Origin of the sequence: Runella defluvii (genome assembly GCF_014195535.1) — a bacterium.
Lineage (GTDB): Bacteria > Bacteroidota > Bacteroidia > Cytophagales > Spirosomataceae > Runella > Runella defluvii.
In genome coordinates, this window is sequence record NZ_JACIBY010000006.1 from 40,699 (window position 1) to 61,551 (window position 20,853).

Consider the following 20,853-nt stretch of genomic DNA (forward strand, 5'->3'; position numbering starts at 1 on the left):
GTATGCGTTTTTGACGTACTTTTAGTATGATTTTAAGAATTAATACAATAAATTCTTTAGCAATAGATACCCATGGTTGAGTTAAATCCTTTGCATTACCAAAACCGCCGCCTCGAAACGTTGGTAGAAAATCGTACCCTGCATACGCTTAACAATGCCGAACTCAACATTTTTGAGACGCACCAAAAGGCCGCGCAAGTGATGTTGCAGTTTCATGAGCCTGTGTTGGCAAGTATGATACGGGGCAAAAAAATTATGCACCTTCAGAATACGCCTTCGTTCGGGTTTTTACCTGGCGAATCGGTGATTTTACCCTCTAACGAATTGATGTGTATTGATTTTCCCGAAGCCTCCGAACAAAATCCTACGCAATGCCTAGCGTTGGCCTTCAACGAAGCCAAACTCCAACAGGCCGTGAATTTGCTCAATGAACGTGGGCTGAAACAAAATGGGAAGGAATGGAGCATGACCGATTATAATTATCATTTTACAAACGACATTGCCATCAATCAAATCCTGCAACGACTTATTTTTATTTTCACCGAAAACCACCCCTCTAAAGATATTTTTGCCGATATGCTGCTGCAAGAGCTTATCATCCGCATTTTACAAACTGAATCGAAGAGTATTTACCTTAAAAAGTCTTACACCCAACCCAACAACGACCGTATTTCGTTTGTGCTCAATTTTATTCGGGAAAATATCACCGAAGACCTCACCATTGAGTTGCTGAGTGAAAAAGCCTACATGAGTGAGTCAAATTTTTACCGTACGTTTAAGCACGAGACGGGTTCTACTCCCATTGATTTTATCATCGAAGAGCGTCTAAAATTGGCAGAAAGTCTGCTTCGTGACCCTAAAATGAGCGTCAAAGAAGCTTTTATGGCCAGTGGTTTCAATAGCTTTTCGTACTTCTGCCGTATTTTTAAGAAAAAGAAAAACCTCTCGCCTACTGAGTTTAAAGAGAAATCGAATCAACTCAAAAATCGGCCCATGGCGTAGGTTGGTACACGTCGATGGGCTAGTTTTTCTTCGTAAACTTCTTTATAAATACATATACAGCAATCGCCAACCGCCAAGCAGCCCGCTTTACGGTATCTAGACCAAATGCCCAAGTGATGTAGAGACTTTTTTGAAGTGGCCCATAATTTTCTTCGAGGTATTTTTTTGCATTTTGCTCCGCATCTTGGTAAACCTCCAAATGCGTTTTGGATTTAGTCCCGCTTCCTGAGCTATCAAAGGGCGAATGTTTTGCATAATCGTCAATGGGGAAAGCGATGAATTTGTACCCTCTTTTGTAAATTTCGTGGCTCCAAACAGTCCCTAAATCAACGCCTCCCCATGACCCTCCATAACAACCTAAATCCCCGTGAGGAAGTGTTTCTTTGCGGTATTTTTGAACGTCAATCAACGCACAATACTCATTAAGTCGGCATTCTGGGAGCAAGTGAACCCTTCCTTCTTTCAAAACTTTCAACTGTATGTCACGGCGTGGTGTTTCGTACTTTTCGGTGAGCTCAATGGCTTCCTCTAGCGAAGGCACATAGTCTTCATAGCGATTGCTGTTGCATTTATTTCCCCAATTAGGCCCTGCTGGACAGCTCCAACATTGGCCAACCGAACCTACTCCGATAGTATGTTGTGGCGATTCTTTTATTAGCTTAATCATCTCCCCCACAATATTTTTATGAAATAACATATCGTTGTGCATCACAACTAAATACTCTTTATCTGTTATTTCAAGTGGGTACTGAAACATGATACTGTGCCGAAACCGCGAATCAGATTTTGTTCGCTCATAATCGCTCAAGCCAACGGGAATAAAATAACGCGGATAGTACACGGATAAGTTTACCCCTGTGTTTCGGAAGTAATCAATCACTTTATAAATACCAATGTAGTCATTATGAGGCTGAACTCGCTCCCGGGCAAGATATATTGTATCAATATGCTTACCACAGTGCTCTATCAGGCTTTTTATGGCAATGATTGTGTGGTGCGGCTTTCCATAAAAAGCAATAGCAACATCTACTTTTGAAGAACCTACTTCCTCTTTTGTGATTTCATTTACAACTGATGGCTTGTTCATGCGTGTGGAGTCTTAGTGCGCAAATAGTCGATTGATTTTTAGTTGGTTTGCTTTTAATAGGTTGTTTATTAAGTTTCTTTATAATTTACCCGCAGATTTACGCTGATTCTAACACCACAGATAACCGCAGATTTTGGGTGATTAATTCGGCTAATGAGCTTATCTGCGCCAATCCGCGTTGAATTTTAATCTGCGTTTATCTGCGGGATAAAAAATATCATACTACTTTTCAAACAAGGTATTTAATTTCAACCAAGTCAGTCTTTATTTACTAGCAAAATAGTATGTTTAAAAGAAAACAAATGAGCTATTTACTGTGAAATTACCGTCATAAGCATAATTTTGCTCCAAAATACGCTCATTATGCTTTACCTCGAAACTCCACGCCTGTATTTCCGTATTTTCCGACCCGAAGACGCCGCTGACTTATTCCGAATCGAAGGGGATGCCGATGTTATGCGATTCATCCGTACCCCTGCGGCTGACATTTCGCATAGCCACCAACGCATCGCCAATGAACTCGTTTATGCCTCGGAAAACGAAGGACTAGGATTATGTGCTTGTTACGAAAAAGAAAGTGGAACGTTTGTAGGACTTGTCAAAATCAAACACGTAGAAAATACCGATGCCATCGAAGTAGGATACGGGTTTGTGCCCGAAGCTTGGGGTAAAGGCTACGCCACCGAAGTGACTCGCACATCTATCGAACACCTCCAAACGAATTTTGCTGGACGCCCCATCATCGCCTTCATCCATCCTAATCATCATAGTTCACGGCACGTATTAGAAAAAGCGGGCATGAAGCAAGTACCAACCATCTTTGAAGGGCATGAAGAGGCGGTTGTGTTTGAGTTTATTAGCTAACACTATCAAGCAGCTATGGCTACATTAACATCCATTTCTGCCAGCAATTCCAACAATTGCTTCGTCAAATTTATTTTTAATTCTTTATACTGTTCAATAGCTAACAAATCAGGAATTGCTTGCGCTTCATGTCGTACCAAAGAAGCATTCACGCGCCCAATAGATTCAAGAGTATATTGAATTTCATCTTGGAGTGATTCGTAAGGTTTCATAAATACTACAGGGTAATATAATCTACAACTTGAATTTTGACAATGCCTTTTGCCCGTCTTTTGCGGTCTCTAATTAAGAAATGGTACCAATCTAAAACATCCAATTGTGAAAAATGATATTGGGGATGATTAATTGCGTACATTTTATTAATGTCTCCCAAAGCAACTTCTCACATTTCCCCCTCTACGCCGAGTCCAAACAGGGCAAAATCGTACTTAACGGGGTCGTTGGAATCGAGTTGTTTGAGGTTTTCGGTGAGTTCTAGGGCTGTTTGCCAGTCGGTGGTGGGACGCTGAATAAGCCCCAACTTACGCGCTACCCGATCTACGTGTACATCGCACGGGCATATCAATTGCGAAGGTTTCAGGGCATTCCAAAGGCCAAAATCAACTCCTTTGTCGTCTTTGCGCACCATCCAGCGCAAAAACATATTGAGCCGCTTACACGATGATTTTCGTACGGGTGTAGCAATGTGTTTACGGGTACGTTCTGGAAAATCTTCGAGGCTAAAAAACAACTCATGGAAGCCTGCAAGGCCCTTTTCTACGTGCGGCGCCTCTACGGGAAGGGCCTGAACAAACGCTTCTTCTAGCGAGTGATGATGTTGGTAAAAGTGCTTAAAAAAATGAAGAAAATAGAGCGTATCGGTGGCGTTGAACGTCCGATGTTTGAAGTTGAGAAACCGTTTTAGGTCTGATTCGGTATGATTACGAACAAAATCGTAAGGAGCACCGTCCATGAGTTGAATCAACTCTTGGCATTTGTTGATAATCGTTTTACGCTGTCCCCACGCCAAAACTGCCGCCCAAAAACCCATGATTTCGATGTCTTGTAACTTCGAAAACTGATGCGGAATACTAATGGGGTCGTTGGGGATAAAATTGGGCTGGTTGTACTGAGCTACTTTTGCTTCCAGCAGCTCCACCACATAGTTGGTCATTAGATGCTACGACCTCCCTTCAACACCCACACTAACCCGCGAGAAAGCCCCGAAAATAGCAGAACAATCCCCGTAAATATCCACGTAAAAAGCGAAATAAATGGGTAAAAAATGGTAAAAGCAACGCTCCAAATACGAAAGCCGAGGGATTTTTTGATTTGTTCGCGTTCTTGGCGGCGAGAAAGCATTTTTATTTATGTTAATGGTAATTAGTACAAATTTCGGTTTTTGAATCGAAAACAAAAAATCAATTTGTGAGCACTTTATTTTATCGCGACCCAAGGAGATAGAACAATTGGACTGTTGCCCCGCCCGTGCCCGTTACTAAACCATTAGACAACCGCAATCCTTGGCCTGGCAGGTAGGGATAATTTCGATTCCCAAACGCTGAAATAGCCATCGCATTGCGTGCCAATAATCGTGTTTGTAGGCGTTTAAATAGTAAGAATTGCGCTCCTAAAGTAAAATCTACCCCTGCTTCCCCCCCAGCTTTTGAGGGAACAGCCGTGGTATAACTTGGAAAATACTCGCCGTCAAGTACGATGTTTCCTTCTGCTTTGGTGCGAGACAGGGTAAGGTAATATCCCCAAAAGAAACTTACGGCCCCATGTCTAGTAGCACTATGATGTTCTCTGCCAAGTTTAAGATAAATCCCCGTTATCCGTTGTTGAAGGCGTTGGGCTTGTAGATGTTCTAACGAAGCGTATCCTAGCCCCAGCGTTATCAATTTAGAAGTATTTGCGCGCCCCAACTGCACATACACTTCTCCAATTCTAGGATTATAAAGGCGCGCCTTTTCGTTCGTCACCAAACCACTTATTACTGTTTCGCTTTGAGAAAAAGCCATAAAAGGGAGATTTTTGAAGCCATCTATCCCAATAGCCTGAATTCGTAACGGCTGCTTTTGGGCTCCTGCCAACAATGAAAAGCTTAGCAAGAAATAAGTCATTAGCTGTTTCATAGTTCTGCAATTTGAACGTTTATTCCCCCTCCTGTACCGCTTTGGTAGCTTGCATAATACCCATTATACTGTACTTCTGCGCGTTTGAAACTCGATAAAATGGTGCGCCCAGTCGTTGGTTTGGCTATTTCCAATACGTAACCGCATCGTCTAAAATTCTGTATATTGGTTGTATAAAACACCGTGAGCGTGTCAGTACGCCCTTGTTGTTCAAAAATATAGGTTGTTTGCGATTCGTTTAGGTTTAGTGGCAAATGCAAATCGCCATAAGCTGATTCTGTGGAGGGCTTTATGCCTTGGGGAGAAATTTCTTTTGTAGCGCCAACTACCCTAATTTTAGTAAAGATCGGCTTGGGACTCCGCCAATTAAATTGAATAGACAGCGTAGGTTCCGACGTCACACCGCATTCTTCGGTACAGCTCAAACAGGATAAGACCCCAAAAAGAATAATGAATACTTGTATTTTCATGTCGTGTTATGAAGTATTATTACCCCAAAAATATGAAACTATGTTTGAACACCACAGTCAAAAAGTCATCTCTCAACCTCGTTTTCAACGTCGAGTTATCAAATATGCTGCCGTAGCAGTCGGAATGATTGGAATTTCGTGGTTGATTGGCGCACTGGGCTACCGCTACCTCACCGACCCGCACATGGGCTGGGTAGATTCGTTTTATAATGCGGCGATGATTTTAGGAGGCATGGGCCCCGTTGATACGCTTCATTCGGACGTAGCCAAAGTTTTTGCTTCTTTTTACGCACTTTTTAGCGGAATTACTTTTTTATCAGCAACTTCAGTTTTATTCGCCCCTTTTGTGCACCGTTTTTTACACGTTTTGCACGTCGATTCGAAAGACAAATAGCCAACCGACTCTCTATTTCTTATACACCCTCACGTAATCCACCAAAAATACGTCGGGGTAAACAGTGTATTGTAAATCTTTCTTTTCCGAGGGAAGTTCCATACTTAAAATCAGGTATTCTTCCATCCGTGAAATCCCGATGGTGACTTCATAAAACTTGTATCCATCAATAAAAAAGGCGTATTTGTCGGGCGTCCATTCCAACGCAAAAGTGTGGAATCCTTCGCTTACTCCTTTGAGGTAACTTTGCATTCCGCGCGTACTTTTTTGGTTGGGGCCATACGCCCAATGCACGTTGTGGGAGACAATATCTACCCCCAGTTTTTTGAAAAACTCAAAAATATCTATTTCAGCTCCATAAACAGCGGGGTCTTCGCCTTTGGAAATATCGGGCGACTGAATCCAGAACGCCGCCCACACGCCTGGTGATTTTTGCAACTGCGCCCGACATTCAAAATAACCGTATTTGGTCATCAGTTTGCCTTGCGTACCCACCGCCCCAATCAGAATGCTGTCTCCTTTTTGGATAGCGTGCAATTTCAGAAAACCGTCCTTCACTTCCACCGCTTCGGGCGACACGTAGCCTAAGGCACGCGGCCCCACTCCCCTTACCGCCCATTTTTTCGGGTCGAGTTGATTCCCATTAAAATTATCTTCCCAAAACAGGGAGTAGCCTAGTTTTTCGGGTGTAAACTGCTCCTGAGACATCGGCGGCTGGGCAGGACGCTGAGCAAAACAAACCTCAACGCATAAAAAACTAAGGAAAACACAGACAAACGTTTTCATGTGAGGAGGCGTTTAAAACCCTGACAAAGCCGATTTTTTGTAACTCAACACGTATTTCCCCGAGCCTACCGTCACCGTATTTCGCTCACGGCGATTAATCCACTTGGGCTTAACAGTAGAGGCCACCAGTGCTTTCCCGTTGAAAGTAATGTTGTTAGTTGGCGTTGGCGGCAAACAAATCGTCGCCGTGGTGTTAACAGGCACTTCAATGGTCATCGTAATTAGGTCGCCCTTTTTCTGCCAAGCCGAGGTAATGCTACCATACACCGAACGGTGCGTAGCTTTCAGCGAATTGATAGTGGCGTTCATCGGTTCGGGTTGGATGAGGAACGTCTTAAACCCAGGCGACGTCTCTTTAATCCCCGCCATGTTTTCAAACATCCATTCGCAAATAGAACCGAACGCGTAGTGATTAAATGAGTTCATTCCTGCGGGGAAACCACCTTCTTTGGTGAAACTGTTCCAACGTTCCCAAATCGTATTGGCACCGTTTTGAATCTCAAAACCCCACGAAGGATACTCTTTTTGGAACAACAACTTGTAGGCTGTTTCGCTGTAGCCTGTGTTTGAAAGCACTGGCAACATAGGCCGCACGCCCAAAAAACCCGTGGTGAGTTTATTGCCGTTTTTAACCACCAATTCATTCAGCCATTTGGCCGCTTTGAGGGTGTGGGTACTGTCCAAAAGATTCATAAAAATCGCGTTGGCATAGGCCGTTTGGGTATGTCCCTCAAACCCTTGCTCGCCGTCAACGTAGCCCCGACCGTCGCCGTACGCTGCGGCGTTACAAATAAATCGCCCTTCGGCATTGGTGTAATGTTTGAGAAAAGCCGCCTTCACTTTCGCATTTATCTCTTTAAAATGGCTCGCTTCGTTTTCGTCGCCAATGGCCAAGGCCATTTCCTGCATCAATTGGGCGGAGTACGCGTAATACATCGTAGCCAGCATATCTGGCGGCGTTTTTTTGCCCACACTCAACCAATCGCCAAAACCACCTTTGGGATCGACTTCGGCAAAAGCCGTTTCCTTAAACACGTACTCGCCTTTGCTTTTTGTTTCCAAAAACTGCATGAATTTCTTCATTTCTGACCAGTGCGTTTTGATGATTCGGGTGTCGCCGTAGGAGCGGAAAATTTGGTACGGATACACAATCCCCGCCTCCATCCAGCCAGGCGAATAGGTATCGGTTTTGCGAACCGACGGCGCAGGGGCGTACAGCGGATAGGCGCCGTTGGGGAGTTGGGCATCGTTGAGATCCGCCACCCATTTTGTCCCAAAAGCCGCAATGTCGTTGTTGAGCGTAGCACTTTTTACGTACGCTTGGGCATCGCCCGTCCAGCCGAGGCGTTCATCACGCTGCGGGCAATCGGTCGGAACTTCCAGATAATTAGACTGCTGCGTCCAAATAATATTATGGTACAATTGATTCACAAAAGCATTATCCGTTTCAAATGTTCCTGCTTTTGGGGTAGCCGACGACAGCACAAGGCCCAAAATATCCTGCATTCCGAGGCCATTTTGTAGCCCTTCGACTTGCACGTACTGAAACCCATGGTACGTAAAACGGGGCTCGTAGATTTCACCGTTGGGGTCGCCTTTGGCAATGTACAAATCCGTCCCGCGCGCCTTGCGGAGGTTTTCGGTCATGAGTTTGCCATCGGGATACAGCATTTCACCAAACCGAAAAAGAATAGAATCACCTTTGGCAGCTTTGAAACGCACCTTGATGATGCCCGCAAAGTTTTGCCCCATGTCAATCAAATACGCCTTTGCCCCAATCTGTTTGATATTTTTGGGGGTAAGTCGGGCTACTTCCCGCACAGGGTCGCCTGGGAAAGATTGAAATAGACGCTCGGCTTTCTCCGAAACGGTAATGACTTTTTTCCAAGCGGTCTCATTGTATCCCGTTTGATTCCAGCCCGTTAGCTCTTTGTTGGCATCATACACTTCACCGTTCAGAATATCCGACTCCACGATGGGGCCATAGTTGGCTTTCCACGTATTGTCAGTCGCAATCGTTTCTTTTTGGCCGTTGGTGTATTCAATTTCCAACTGTGCTTTCAGCGCGGGTACATCGCCATAAAAGTTTTTGACAACGGGGTTTCTCACCAGCAACGCATACCCCAAGTAGCCCGCATACCAACCGTAAGAAAGGATAGAGCCCAAGGCATTTTTGCCAAGTTTCAGGTCTTTACTTACGTCAAATGTTTGGTAATAAAGGCGTTTGTTGTAGTCGGTCCAGCCTGGGGTGAGGTAATCATTCCCGATTTTACGCCCGTTGATTTGAAATTCGTACAAACCAAGCGCCGTCACGTACAGTCGTGCTTTTTTGATGGGGCCTTTTACATCAATCTCTTTACGAAGAAACGGAGCGGGCGGTAGGTGGTATTCTTTTCCCTTTCCTAAATGGTTCAGGTTAAGCCCGATAAAACTGGCTTTCCAGTCGTTTTTTTGCAGCAAACCCATTTCCCACCTAGCGGGTTCGCTCCACGACCCGGGTACATTTTTTTTATCCCAACTCCTTACTTTCCAATAGCAGATTTGGCGCGATTCCAGCGGTTTACCCGCGTATTCAATTTGGGAAGTGGTCTCTCCTGTCACTTTTTTACTATCCCACAAGTCTGCTTTCCCTTCTTCCAACAGCGCCACCGAAGTCGCCACCAAAATTTGATACCCCGTTTGGTATTGACTAGTGACGGCCGAGGTCAGTTCCCAGCTCAAACGAGGCTGAGTGACGTCCGTCACGGGGTTGATTTTGTATTCACACCGTAAATAAACGGCCTTGAGGTCGCTTTGTGCATACACACTAACGCCCAACAGCAGGGCAACTGCCAAGGAAAGAAATCGTTGAAACATATCAGTTAAGGGTTTTCACTACTACTACGGGCAAAGTTGAAAGAAATACTACCCACAACTATCCTTCACTACCCTACCCATCGATTATCAACGCACTTTTTGTTTCCACGTTTGGTACTGAGTGCGCATGGTTTCGAGTTGAGAAAGGTAGTTGGCATCCTTGGCCCGATTGATTTTCTCGTCGGGGTCGTTGCGGAGGTCGTAGAGTTCTTCGTAATTGTGCTCAATGTACTTCATGTATTTCAGGTCGTTGCGTACCACGCCTTCCACCTTGGGCAAACGAGGCGAACCCAGAAACGTGTGCTCGTAGAAAAATGCGTTTCTGGCGAGTTGTTTTGGCTTTTTCACAAGTTCCGCCAAGTTCACACCTTGCATTTCCGCAGGCACCTTCACTCCCGCCAATTGTAAAATCGTTGGGGCAATGTCGATATTAAGCGCCAATTGGTTGGAGGTCTTTTTACGAAGCTGAGGAGTACGCGGGTCGTACATAATGAGCGGCACCCGAATCGACTCTTCGTGGCCAAACCATTTTCCCGACATCCCGTATTCACCCAAATAATAGCCATTATCACCCATAAAAATAATGACGGTATTAGAAGCCAAACCTTTGTCTTGCAAGGTTTTCATCATATCTCCAACGACTTCGTCCACGCCGCTAATCAAACGATAATACTGCCGCACGCTTTCTTGGTACATTCGGTTGCCGTCAAACTGAAAATACCAGCGCTCGCGGGCGATGTTCTTATCGGTTCGGAAAAAATCGGGGAACGATTGCCAGTACTTCGGGTCGGCTTTTTCGGGTTCAGGAATCGAATCGTTGGCGTACATCGGCTTATAACGTTCTTGAACGATAAACGGGCGCGGGTCGCCGTCTTGAATGTGCGGCGCTTTAAAACTCACCGACAAACAAAACGGCGCATCTGATTGGGTTTGTGCCAAAAACTGCTGGATGTCGTTGTTGACTTTATCGGTATGGTGAATAAAATTGCCTTGCGCGTCCTTCATTTCGTAATCGGGTTGTGGTTTTTCCGAACCCGCCCAAAAATCGAAGACATTGCTCGGCTGCGCTTTGGGTTCTCCAACGCCGTATTTGCCAATAAAACCGATTTGATACCCTGCTTTTTTCAACAACATTGGGTAAGTATTGGCAAAGGCTGCGGGCTTAAAACTGGTATTAAAATCCTCAATTTTGTGCCTCGACATGTATTGCCCACTCAAAATACTCGCCCGACTCACGCAGCAAATGGACGTCGTCACATACGCCTTTTTGAAAAGAACGCCGCGCGCGGCAAGTTGATCTAAGTGAGGTGTTTTAATCATTCGATTTCCCATCGCCCCCAAGGCGTTCCATCGGTGGTCGTCGGTGAGGAGAAAGATGATGTTGGGTCGCGATGTAGAAGAACCCTGCTTAAACGAAAAGAAAGCAAATACGCTCACTACCAAAGGAATAAACCAACGATTGAATAATTTCATAGCAGCGCGAGGTAACTTTCCATTAGAAGTAGGCAGATGCCGAATTTTACTTTCGCTTGGTTTCAAAGACAACTAACTGTTGTTCAACATACGCGTCATTGATTAAAAGACCATTTACTTTTTTTAGCCCTTTACTTAACTACGCATTCCAAGTTGATGCAGCAACTGAGCCGCATCACTCCAGTCAATTTCGTGGGGGAGCTTATTGCTTTTAGCAGCTAAGGCAGCTACTGCCCCAGCTGCCTCACCCATTGCAACGGCATTGCCCGTAACACGGTAACTGGCATGGGCGGTAAAATCGCCGCTGATACAGCGCCCCGCCATCATAAGCCCATCGACATCTTTGGCAATGAGCGCTCGTAATGGAATATCATAAGGAATCATCTTGATACCTCCGCGCGAAATGGTTTCTACTTCATTGGTTTTTCGATCAGTAGCATGAATATCCACCCCAAAAGTAGGGCGTGTGACAGCGTCGGTATGACGAGCCCCCACTACCAAATCTTCTTTCGTAACAGTATAACGCCCCTGAATCCGACGCCCGTCACGGATACCTATTTGCTCGGGCGTAGCCACAATTTGCATTCCTTCCCAAGGGCCACCTAGTTTGTTGAGTCCTCTTACGATATTATATACCTCAGCGCGGGCGCGTACAGTAGCGTCGGTGATTTCGGTAGCGTCAAATGCTTTGATATTATACTCATGATTGACCATAATCATTACCAAATTTTCACGAATCAGAAACAACGTAGGCATTCCATAAGAAGGTGTGATACCAGCCCGTTTGATTTCTTTCGCGAAAGCATTGACAGCAGGCACGTGCCAATTAGCCCGTTCTCCTTCGTTGGTATAAAATGAAATGTATTGTTTGAGTGCAGCGGGGTCTTTTACTACTGCCAAGACATTGAGAGTCAGAGGCTGACAGGGACAAGTATCACCGCCTTTTCCAATTTCCCAAGCGTTACCCGCTTGCGCACCAAGATCACCGTCTCCAGTCGCATCAATAAACACTTTGGCCTTCCATGCCTCTCGTCCCGACTTTGATTCTGTAATGGCGGTGGTGAGGCGTTTTTTATCTCGATAAGCGGCCGCTACTCGCGTATGCAATAAAAACTTCACCCCCGCTTCTTGACACATTTCTTCCAAAAGCAGCTTCATTTCGTCGGGATGATACACAAACTGATCGGCGATTTTGTTACGGCGAGCATCTCTTTCGTCGAGTTTAGCCTTGATTTCTTTGGTCAAGCCAGGTTTATTAAAATCAAAGATATAAGTAAGAAGCCCTGCCGTCCATACACCGCCTAAACAACCGTGAATTTCGATAAGCTGGGTTTTGGCACCCGCCCTTGCAGCAGTGATAGCCGCTGATACGCCCGCAGGCCCCGCCCCACAAACCATCACATCTACTTCATCTTTGATAGGTAAGTTTTGTGCGGGTTCTTTAAATGTATTAGCTTCTGGGGATGCTGCCTCTGTTTCCTGCGAAAGTAAAGTAGCGGCACTTGTACTGACAATAGCCGATCGTAAAAACTTACGGCGATTGAGATTAAACATGGAGGATAATGATTCAAAATTATCGTTGGAATTCATGATTTCAATGCTTTGAGTGTGAGGGATTAAATTTATGACCTAATAACCTGGATTTTGGTCTTTTACGGGATCGATGGCCGTGTTATAACCCAGTTCGGATACCGCAATAGGCCATAAATAAGTTTTATCAGCAATGGTTTTGCTTTTAGTGGCCATGATGATTTGTTGTGCTTTGCCCGTACGCTTGAGTTCTAGCCAACGTTTGCCTTCGTATTGAAACTCATAGCCGCGTTCTTTGATCACTAAGTCCAAAAAGGAGTTGGCATTGTAGTCAGCCAGCTTGAAGTCAATCGCTGAAGTAGTGGTAGGAACCAAGCCGTAAGCGCGACGATGCACTTGGTTGAGCGCTTCCAAGGCAGCCGCAGTAGGCCCGTTGGCGGCTTGACTGGCAGCTTCTGCATAAATGAGCAATACATCGGCATAGCGGTACCAAGGCGCGTCGTTGCCCGCACCTGAGCCACCAATTGCGTCAGGGTCGATGAATTTTTTTGACAAAATCGACGTAGCCCCCAGACCAATGTTCCAAACATACCAAAGTCCTTTTCGGAGGTCTTTGTCGTCCCAGTTTTTATAAACAGGATTGGTAATGTCGCTGTGATGTCCATAGACACCCCCTCCGCCATGAAGCCGCGTACCAGGATGATTAGTGAGCCAAGGCCAAAGATTTCCCTGACCTGATTGACGCGAATACTTGAGGTAAAATACTTCTTCGGCAGTCGTAACGACAGTCGGGCCAAAAATCTTTTGGAAGTCTTCAGGTACTTGGACAGGCACCAGCGAAAATTTCTTAGAAAGCATTACTTCTTCTGCTTTATCGCGGGCTTCATTGTAGCGTTTGAGTTCCAAATATACGTCGGCGAGTAGCGTTTTGGCCGCCCATTTAGAGGGGCGGCCTGACTGAGATAGTTGTTCGGGGAGACCTGCTTCTGCTACTTTCAAGTCCGCCAAAATAAGATCATACACTTCGGCTACGGAATTACGTTTAGCGTTGATATCTGTCATGTTAGCCTCAGTTCTGATAGGTACGCCTCCCCAGTTTCTGACTAAGTGAAAATAGTTAAAAGCCCGCAAGAACTTTGCTTCGGCTAGGTATTTGTCACTATTAGCTTTGGAAATAGACTTGCCGTTAGGAGCGTTTTTGATGACTAAATTAGCATTGCGAATACTCAAATAAAAGCCCTCCCATGCCCCTGCTGTACGGCTAATGTTCACGTTATCGAGCCCTTGAAAATTGTTCAAAACTGCATAACTACCACGTCCGTAAGCATAGTCATTGTGGGCTTCTAAAACAGCGATATAAACTCCCATACCACTGGTATTACTACTACGAAGCGGAGTATAAATAGCATTGACAGCGGCTTCTACTTCGGCTGCTGTGTTGTAGAAAGTTTCGACAGCGAGGGATTTCGGTTCTTCTTTTAGAATACTTTCACAAGAAGATAGCACGCACACCAGTACAAGCAAAAAGGTGGCTATTTTCGAAAAAACAAAGTATCTTTTTTTCATTTTGAATATCTTTTTAGGATGCAACATCAACTAGACGACTTCACTCAAAAACCAACCCTCACCCCTACCGTCGTGGCTTTGGAGGTGGGATAACTATTGTGATCAAAACCTTGGGCGGTGGAATTAGCCCCCCCATTTGAGTTTACTTCAGGATCCCACCATGAGTAGTTGGTAAGGGTAAGGAAGTTTTGAGCGCTGGCATAAATCTGCGCCGACCGCATCCATTTTATTCCCCAATTTTTGAGAGGAAGGTTATAGGAAATTTGGATATTTTTCAGGCGTAGGTAAGAGCCATCTTCTACAAACCGATTGGAGACATTAGTACGGGTGGTATTGCTCACAATAGGATACTTAGCATTGGGAGTAGCAGTTGTCCAATGATTGAGATATACTTCACGTGGCATGTTGAGGCCATATCCAAAATCAACCGTGTTGTTGATAGAACTGGTATTAAAAATATCATTCCCTTGGATACCTTGTAAAAAGATACTCAATTCAATATTCTTAAACGACCAATTGGAATTGAAACCATAAATAAAATTAGGGTTAGGATTACCAATGTAGGTTTTATCTAACACAGTGACCGTGCCATCACCGTTGATATCCTTGTATTTGATTTTGCCTTTATCGTCATAACCATCTTCAATATACCCCCAAAAACGCCCTAAAGGTTGGCCTTCACGAAGGATGTTGCGATTGTCAGTGATAGCCGAAATATCTACAAATCCCCCTAAAATATCCTGACCGCCGTAGAGTTTGATGATTTTGTTGCGATTAAACGCAATGTTGGTATTAATATTCCACTTCAATGCGCCTGTCAAAACATTAGCGTTCAGTCCTAGCTCAAGCCCCTTATTTTGTATTTCTCCAATATTTTGAATCGTACTTGTAAAACCCAAAGAAGAAGGTAACTGAACAGTATTGAGTAAATCGCGGGTATTTTTGATGTAATAATCTGCCGTAATTAGGAAGCGATTGTTGAAGAGACCAATGTCTAAACCAAGATCTTTTTGTTCGGTAGTTTCCCATTTCAAATTGCCTGGAAGGACTGTGCCAGGGGCATAGGTAGTGAATAGGGCATCATCAAAAACGGTTTTTCCCGAGAAAAGTTGATTGAGTGTGGCATAAGGGCCAATGGCTTGGCTACCCGTTAGGCCCCAACTTGCACGAAGTTTTAGATCAGAGATAAAGTTATTATTTTTCAAGAATTCTTCGTTCGAAATACGCCACGCCAAAGCTGCTGACGGAAAATATCCCCATTTGTTACCTTCGCTGTATTTGGAAGAGCCATCTACCCGAAAGCTCAAGGTGGCTAAGTACTTGCTATCGTACGAATAATTGAATCGCCCCAAATAAGACAAAAGCGTGGATTTAGAATAACTAGAAGTAGGAATACCAGGGGTATTGGCGGCGGCCAAGTCGTACGTTTGACTTGTATTACTTAAAAACCCTACTCCATTTCCTCCCAATGATGTACTCAAAAAATCCTGATACGTAACACCCGCTACGGCCGAGATACTGTGTTTTTGGCCGATAGTTTTGAGATAACTGACGGTATTTTCGCTCAAAAGACTGGTAAACTGACTCGTGCTAATTCCTGCACTCCCCTGCGAATTAATGTAGTTATTGGTCGTGTAAGAATCGGTACGATCGTCCATATTTTCAATTCCACCCGAAACCTTAATGGTCAATTCGGGAATAGGATTATAAATAAAAGCTGCGTTGGTCAATATCCTGTTTCCTTTGGTTTGATTACTTTGCTCATTAAGAGGGTTCATAGGATTTATGAGCAGAGCACTAATAAAGGAATAAGCAGTACCAAAAACGCGATACGTACCATCATCATTGTAAGGCGAAAGAATAGGTGGAGAAGACACCGCTGCCGAAATCAACGATCCCCCACGATTACCACCCTGACTATTTTGGGCTTGGGTCATAATCCGAGTTAGGGTACTGGCTAGATTAAAAGTAAATTTTTTACTGATGATATGATTGATATTAGTCCGCAGCGAATAACGGTTATAATCACTGCCTCGAATAATACCCTCCTGTCCAAAAGCACTTCCTGACACCGCAAATTGTGTTTTTTCATTTCCCCCATTGATGTTGAGTGACATAGTTTTCATAGGAGCCTTCTGAAACACAAAGTCTTGCCAATCAAAACCTTCACCAAAAGCATCAATTTGTGCCTGTGTGAAATAGGGTCGAATCCCGTCGTTGGTAGCTTGCTCGTTATAAAACGTTGCATACTCGCGAGCATTCATCAAGTCTAGTTTTTTTCGGAGTGTTTGTGCACTAAAACTTGTTTCAAAATCCACGTTGGTTTGTCCAGATTTGCCACGTTTGGTGGTAATAATGACGACGCCATTGGCACCTCTCGAACCATAAATAGCCGTTGCAGAAGCATCTTTTAGGATTTCGATGTTTTCGATATCAGCGTTGTTGAGTACCGTAGGATTGCTTCCCGCAATCGGAAAGCCGTCCACCACATAAAGTGGTTCATTGCTTCCTTGAATAGAATTTGTCCCCCGAATCCGTACACTGACGCCCCCTCCTGGCGCTCCTGTGTTTTGGGTTACTTGCACACCCGCTGCCCGCCCCGACAACGCTTGCAATACGTTGGCCGTCGGAAATGAATTTAATTCTTTGGATTTGACCTGGGCTACCGACCCCGTCAAATCGCTTTTTTTCACCACACCATACCCCACTACCACCACTTCCTCAAGTGCTTTGGTATCTACTTTGAGTTTGATGTTGATTTGGGTACGGTTGCCCACTACCTGCTCTTGTGGCTCGTATCCAACAAAACTAAATACCAATACGGCATCGCCATTAGGTACACTGAGGGAAAACTCTCCGTTGGGGTTGGTGGTAGCACCTCGTTGGGTACCTTTCAGTAAAACACTAACGCCTGGCAGCGGCTCCCCTTTTTCATTGTCCACCACTGTTCCTTTTACGACTTGGTCGGAAGGAACGGTCGCGTTTGGGACTGGTGTGGATATTTCATCGAAAAGAGCGGCTTTTTCTGGCATTTTTTTGCGCAATAAAATCCGTGACCCCACCACCTCGTACGAAATTTGAAGAGGCTGCAACAGTTCTTTGAGCACCTCGGAGAGTTTGTTGGTCGTAGCCAATGAGACTTTTTGGTCGGCTCGAATGGCGTTGGGGCTATACACAAACTTCACCCCAGCTTGTTTTTCGATGGTACTAAATACGCGCTTGATTTCGACCGCCTCAATTTTGAGTGAGATGGTCGTGTTCAGTACTTCCTGCGCTTTGGTGTCGCGGGCACTGGCCAACCCACAAAACAGGATTAGCATGGCAAGTTGAGTAACCGTCATTCTCATTGCTTTGAGCAAGAACGCTTTGGTTCGTCCATTTTTTTGCATAGTTTTAACATGTTTTTGGTTTAGAAAGACAAAAACTACCCGCGGTGGTGCTTCACGCCAATGAATTTGCACCGACCGAACGCCAATTCGGTTGCGGGTCACTCTAGGCCGACAGTGTTGCGAGCATTGTCGGCTTTTTTAGACCTTGTAGGTTTTGAAAACCTATAAGGTCTGTTTAAAACGCTTACTTACAACCTTCGCCATTGATGAACAAACTGGTACCGCGCTGTTCGTAGGTGGCATTGATTGATTTACAAATTAAGTCGAGTTGGGTATGGAGTGGGAGTTCGTTCAAATCGGCCGTGAACACACACTGATTAAGGGTTTGGTTTTCAACGATTATTTGTACCCCATACGCATTTTCCAGTTTTTTGAGGACTTTGGGCAAGGGCGTTTCTTCAAAGACAAACAAAGACGGGGTGGAGGGCACATGAATCACCACGGGCCGTTCGATTAGGCTGGGGGTGAGCTTCCGAGAGGTTTTATCAAACGTAATTTTTTGGTTCGGGGTCAAAATCACCCCGTTTCGCTGGAGTGGTTTTTTGGTTGAATTTTCATAGACCGATACGCGCCCCGTCGCTACTACGACCTCAATGGCCTGGGATTCTTCGTACGATTTTACCGTAAAACTTGTCCCAAGTACTTCGGTCACTAACTCGCCAGCGTGTACGACAAAGGGCTTGGTTGGGTCGTGTTTTACCTTAAAAAATGCCTCCCCTTTCAGAAAAACACTGCGATTTTTTTGCCCAAAATGCTCAGGATAAGTAACGCTGCTGTTGGTTTTCAACAGCACAATGCTGCCATCTTCCAGTTTTATTTCTCGCGGATTGGCCGCCGTGTTTTTTACTTCAATGCCGTTGGGGGTTTCTATTAGTGGGCTAATCGCCACATCGTTTACGTCTATGCGACGGGTATTCCACCAAAAAACGCCTGCCAAGACAACCACCGATGCCGCCGCTGCCCAGCTCACCCAACGCCACCGTGGACGAACAATCTCTGCTTCGGGCATCCAAACTGTTTGTTGAATATTTTGCCAAAGCCGTTTTTTAACACCGTTTTTTTCTGGTTCTTCCAACGTGAGCGATGTATTCTGGAGTAAATGAGCCTGCCAATCATGAATCAGTTTTTCCTCGTCGGGCGTGCAATCCCCCGCGAGGTACTTTTCAAGCAACTGATTAAATTCGTGTTGGTTCATGTGTTTGGTTTGTTATGAAGAAATGGGTGGATTAATTGTCAGAATGAAAAGCTTTCAAATGTTCTTTGAGCACTTTGAGCGATTTGGTAATGTGATACTCAACCGCCTTTTCGGATAGATTTAATTGCCGAGCGATTTCCTTGACCGATTGGTTTTCGAAGCGACTTAACTTGAAGACTTCCACACTTTTTTCGGGCAATTTTTTCATTGCTTCTTCTACAGCTTTCGACAAATCGGCAAATTGGACGCTTTCGTCGGTCGCGTACGACTGGCGGATTTCGTTAAAAATCAGGTATTCTTGAAATTTTCGCTGGGTGATTTGCGACTTGATGTAATTGGTGCTCAGGTGCTTGATAGAAACCACCAAATACGCACTCAAATGACGTATCACACTCACGTGGCGTTTTTGCCAAAGACTTTCAAACAGGTCTTGTACCAATTCTTCTGCTTCTTCGCGGGTGCCTGTTTCGTGGTAGGCTACTCCCAATAATTTATACCAATAGCGGTTGTATATCTCCTCAAAAGCGCCTTGGCTGTCGCTCCTCAGAAAATCGACTAATTGGTCATCGGAAAAGGTTTGGTACTTCATCGCATGGTGTTCGGTTAGTGTATAGTCAATTAAGTCGTCAAAATCCCTAGAATGATTTTAAAAAATCTTCAAAAATTAATATATACCCGCCCAACACCACACAAAAAATCCCTGCCACTTCGAGTAGCAGGGATTTTCGTAAGCAAAGTATTACAAAGACTAGCGCGTTTTCACGTATTCATCCCAGTTGATTTCGGCTTGTGGACGCGCCAATTGTTTGAAGATAGTTCCACGGTCGAGGCTCACGTCAACGTTGGTGGCGTTGAGGCGGTCGTAACGGCGCAAATCCACCCAACGGTGTCCCCAAGGCTCTGCCCAAAGTGAGTAGCGGCGTTGGAACAAAATTTCGTCGATAAGGGCTTCTTTGGTCGTAGCACCCGTGTAGTTTCCAATTCCCGCTGCCGTACGTATGCGGTTGATGGCCGCCACTGCTTCGGTCGTTTTGTTGAGTTGGGCGTTGGCTTCGGCAGCGATAAGTATCAATTCTTCGTTACGGAAAAACTTGATTTCGCTGGTATTCGCTGCATATCGGTTGTCTTGGTACTGCCCCGCAAGCGGCGTTCCGTCGGAAGTAACCGAGACAGCAGCCGTACGACGGAAGAACTTCGTGCGTACGCGCGCATCTCCTGCGATTGTATCACGCAATACCGACGGGTGTACAACCACTAGCGTACTTACAGCGGCATTTCTTACAAAAAACAACGGATTGAACGCATCTGGGGGAGCACCGTAGGTGTGAGCAGGCCCCGCTTCTAAACTACCCGTGGCACTATAAAACGACGCGTTGACGGCGTCCAATGCTCCTTGCCAATCTTGACGATAAACGGCCAAACGGGCTGCAATCGCGCGGTTCATCTGACGAAGCGCCGCAATAGTTCCGAAACCGTTGCCCGTAAAACCTGTTGTCAAACGCAACGGAAAGTTACCCGTTCCACCCGCACCAAGTTCGGTATTTCCTTCGTCCAAAATACGCTTGATTTGCGTAAACGACTCCGCCAATGGCAAAAATGGCCCTGGGTTTTGTACATCTTTGACATCAATCCGAATGCCATTTTCGTATTGACCCATAGCCACAATCAGGTATTGATACGCCATAAGAGTTTTGGAAAAGCCCGAAATCGCATTCTTTTCTTCGGTCGTAAACGTATTGGTGTTATTCACCGCATCAATAACTGTCAGTGCTTGGCGAATCGCGAAATAAGGTTGCTGGTAGGTGTTCAAATACCCAAACATATTGACAGTTGCCTGGCGGCCGTTCATTCCGAGCCAGTCGGTTTGCCAACGCGGGTCAGAAGCGTTTAGATACCAAAGTTCCCTCCCTAATGTTCCAAACAACGCTGTCACGGTAAAAAGGTAATCACGGTGACGCGACTCAAGGCCCGTTACTAAGTTTTGCACTTGCGTCCGCGACGCATTTTGGCTCACACTTCCCAATGAAGGGTTGTTGGGGTCGTTGGGCGTATCTAGGGTGAAAAAGTTACACGAACTCATCGCCAACAACAGCCCTACAAAAACCGAGTTTATATTTTTCATTGTCT

Annotated in this window: 18 protein-coding genes; 3 read left to right on the top strand and 15 right to left on the bottom strand. The window is 45.1% G+C overall.

The window, feature by feature from the left end:
- Window positions 1–72: 72 nt before the first annotated feature.
- A complete protein-coding gene (locus tag FHS57_RS15195) occupies window positions 73–1,002 on the top strand; it encodes an AraC family transcriptional regulator (RefSeq protein ID WP_183975078.1) in 930 nt (309 codons plus the stop codon).
- A gap of 19 nt (window positions 1,003–1,021) precedes the next feature.
- Here FHS57_RS15195 and FHS57_RS15200 read toward each other — a convergent pair whose 3' ends face one another.
- Window positions 1,022–2,089 carry a hypothetical protein gene (locus FHS57_RS15200; RefSeq protein ID WP_183975080.1) on the bottom strand — a complete coding sequence of 356 codons (1,068 nt, stop codon included), beginning with the start codon at window positions 2,087–2,089 and terminating at the stop codon, window positions 1,022–1,024.
- A gap of 363 nt (window positions 2,090–2,452) precedes the next feature.
- Here FHS57_RS15200 and FHS57_RS15205 point away from each other — a divergent pair, with 363 nt between their 5' ends.
- Entirely contained in the window at window positions 2,453–2,953 is a 501-nt protein-coding gene (locus FHS57_RS15205) for a GNAT family N-acetyltransferase (protein WP_183975082.1), read from the top strand.
- Between the two features lie 5 nt (window positions 2,954–2,958).
- Here the strand turns inward: FHS57_RS15205 and FHS57_RS15210 are convergent, their stop codons facing one another.
- The 5 genes from FHS57_RS15210 to FHS57_RS15230 all read right to left on the bottom strand — a co-directional run bounded on the left by FHS57_RS15210 (window position 2,959) and on the right by FHS57_RS15230 (window position 5,537).
- Window positions 2,959–3,165 (bottom strand): hypothetical protein, encoded by a 207-nt coding sequence (locus tag FHS57_RS15210; RefSeq protein WP_122933961.1) that lies wholly within the window; start codon window positions 3,163–3,165, stop codon window positions 2,959–2,961.
- Between the two features lie 170 nt (window positions 3,166–3,335).
- On the bottom strand, window positions 3,336–4,106 hold the full coding sequence (locus FHS57_RS15215; protein ID WP_183975083.1) for a TIGR02757 family protein: 771 nt from the start codon (window positions 4,104–4,106) through the stop codon (window positions 3,336–3,338).
- A complete protein-coding gene (locus FHS57_RS15220; RefSeq protein WP_183975085.1) occupies window positions 4,106–4,294 on the bottom strand; it encodes a hypothetical protein in 189 nt (62 codons plus the stop codon). Before FHS57_RS15220 ends, FHS57_RS15215 begins: the two co-directional genes overlap by 1 nt.
- Before the next feature lie 80 nt (window positions 4,295–4,374).
- Window positions 4,375–5,067, bottom strand: coding sequence for a hypothetical protein (locus tag FHS57_RS15225; RefSeq protein WP_183975087.1), 693 nt, complete (start codon window positions 5,065–5,067; stop codon window positions 4,375–4,377).
- Window positions 5,064–5,537, bottom strand: a complete 474-nt coding sequence (locus FHS57_RS15230; protein WP_183975089.1) for a hypothetical protein — start codon at window positions 5,535–5,537, stop codon at window positions 5,064–5,066. The genes FHS57_RS15225 and FHS57_RS15230 overlap by 4 nt, the downstream gene beginning before the upstream one ends.
- A 40-nt stretch (window positions 5,538–5,577) precedes the next feature.
- On the opposite strand from FHS57_RS15230, the gene FHS57_RS15235 reads away from it, so the two are divergent.
- Entirely contained in the window at window positions 5,578–5,931 is a 354-nt protein-coding gene (locus FHS57_RS15235) for a hypothetical protein (RefSeq protein ID WP_183975091.1), read from the top strand.
- A 12-nt stretch (window positions 5,932–5,943) separates the two neighbouring features.
- On the opposite strand, the gene FHS57_RS15240 is transcribed toward FHS57_RS15235, so the two are convergent.
- The 9 genes from FHS57_RS15240 to FHS57_RS15280 form a co-directional block, all read right to left on the bottom strand.
- Window positions 5,944–6,717 (bottom strand): glycoside hydrolase family 16 protein, encoded by a 774-nt coding sequence (locus tag FHS57_RS15240; RefSeq protein WP_183975093.1) that lies wholly within the window; start codon window positions 6,715–6,717, stop codon window positions 5,944–5,946.
- Window positions 6,718–6,729: 12 nt separating this feature from the next.
- Window positions 6,730–9,573: a family 78 glycoside hydrolase catalytic domain gene (locus tag FHS57_RS15245; protein ID WP_183975095.1), complete on the bottom strand. Its 2,844-nt coding sequence runs from the start codon at window positions 9,571–9,573 to the stop codon at window positions 6,730–6,732.
- 87 nt (window positions 9,574–9,660) lie between these two features.
- Window positions 9,661–11,046 (bottom strand): sulfatase family protein, encoded by a 1,386-nt coding sequence (locus FHS57_RS15250; RefSeq protein ID WP_183975097.1) that lies wholly within the window; start codon window positions 11,044–11,046, stop codon window positions 9,661–9,663.
- Window positions 11,047–11,181: 135 nt separating this feature from the next.
- Window positions 11,182–12,636: an FAD-dependent oxidoreductase gene (locus FHS57_RS15255; RefSeq protein ID WP_229601359.1), complete on the bottom strand. Its 1,455-nt coding sequence runs from the start codon at window positions 12,634–12,636 to the stop codon at window positions 11,182–11,184.
- A gap of 39 nt (window positions 12,637–12,675) precedes the next feature.
- Window positions 12,676–14,142 (bottom strand): RagB/SusD family nutrient uptake outer membrane protein, encoded by a 1,467-nt coding sequence (locus tag FHS57_RS15260; protein ID WP_183975099.1) that lies wholly within the window; start codon window positions 14,140–14,142, stop codon window positions 12,676–12,678.
- Between the two features lie 44 nt (window positions 14,143–14,186).
- On the bottom strand, window positions 14,187–17,531 hold the full coding sequence (locus tag FHS57_RS15265; protein WP_229601360.1) for a TonB-dependent receptor: 3,345 nt from the start codon (window positions 17,529–17,531) through the stop codon (window positions 14,187–14,189).
- 184 nt (window positions 17,532–17,715) lie between these two features.
- Window positions 17,716–18,726, bottom strand: a complete 1,011-nt coding sequence (locus FHS57_RS15270) for a FecR family protein (RefSeq protein WP_183975100.1) — start codon at window positions 18,724–18,726, stop codon at window positions 17,716–17,718.
- Window positions 18,727–18,757: 31 nt separating this feature from the next.
- Window positions 18,758–19,315, bottom strand: a complete 558-nt coding sequence (locus tag FHS57_RS15275; protein WP_183975102.1) for an RNA polymerase sigma-70 factor — start codon at window positions 19,313–19,315, stop codon at window positions 18,758–18,760.
- Window positions 19,316–19,474: 159 nt separating this feature from the next.
- The gene (locus FHS57_RS15280; protein ID WP_183975104.1) at window positions 19,475–20,848 is read right to left on the bottom strand and encodes a RagB/SusD family nutrient uptake outer membrane protein; all 1,374 of its coding nucleotides are present in this window, start codon (window positions 20,846–20,848) and stop codon (window positions 19,475–19,477) included.
- Window positions 20,849–20,853 lie beyond the last annotated feature (5 nt).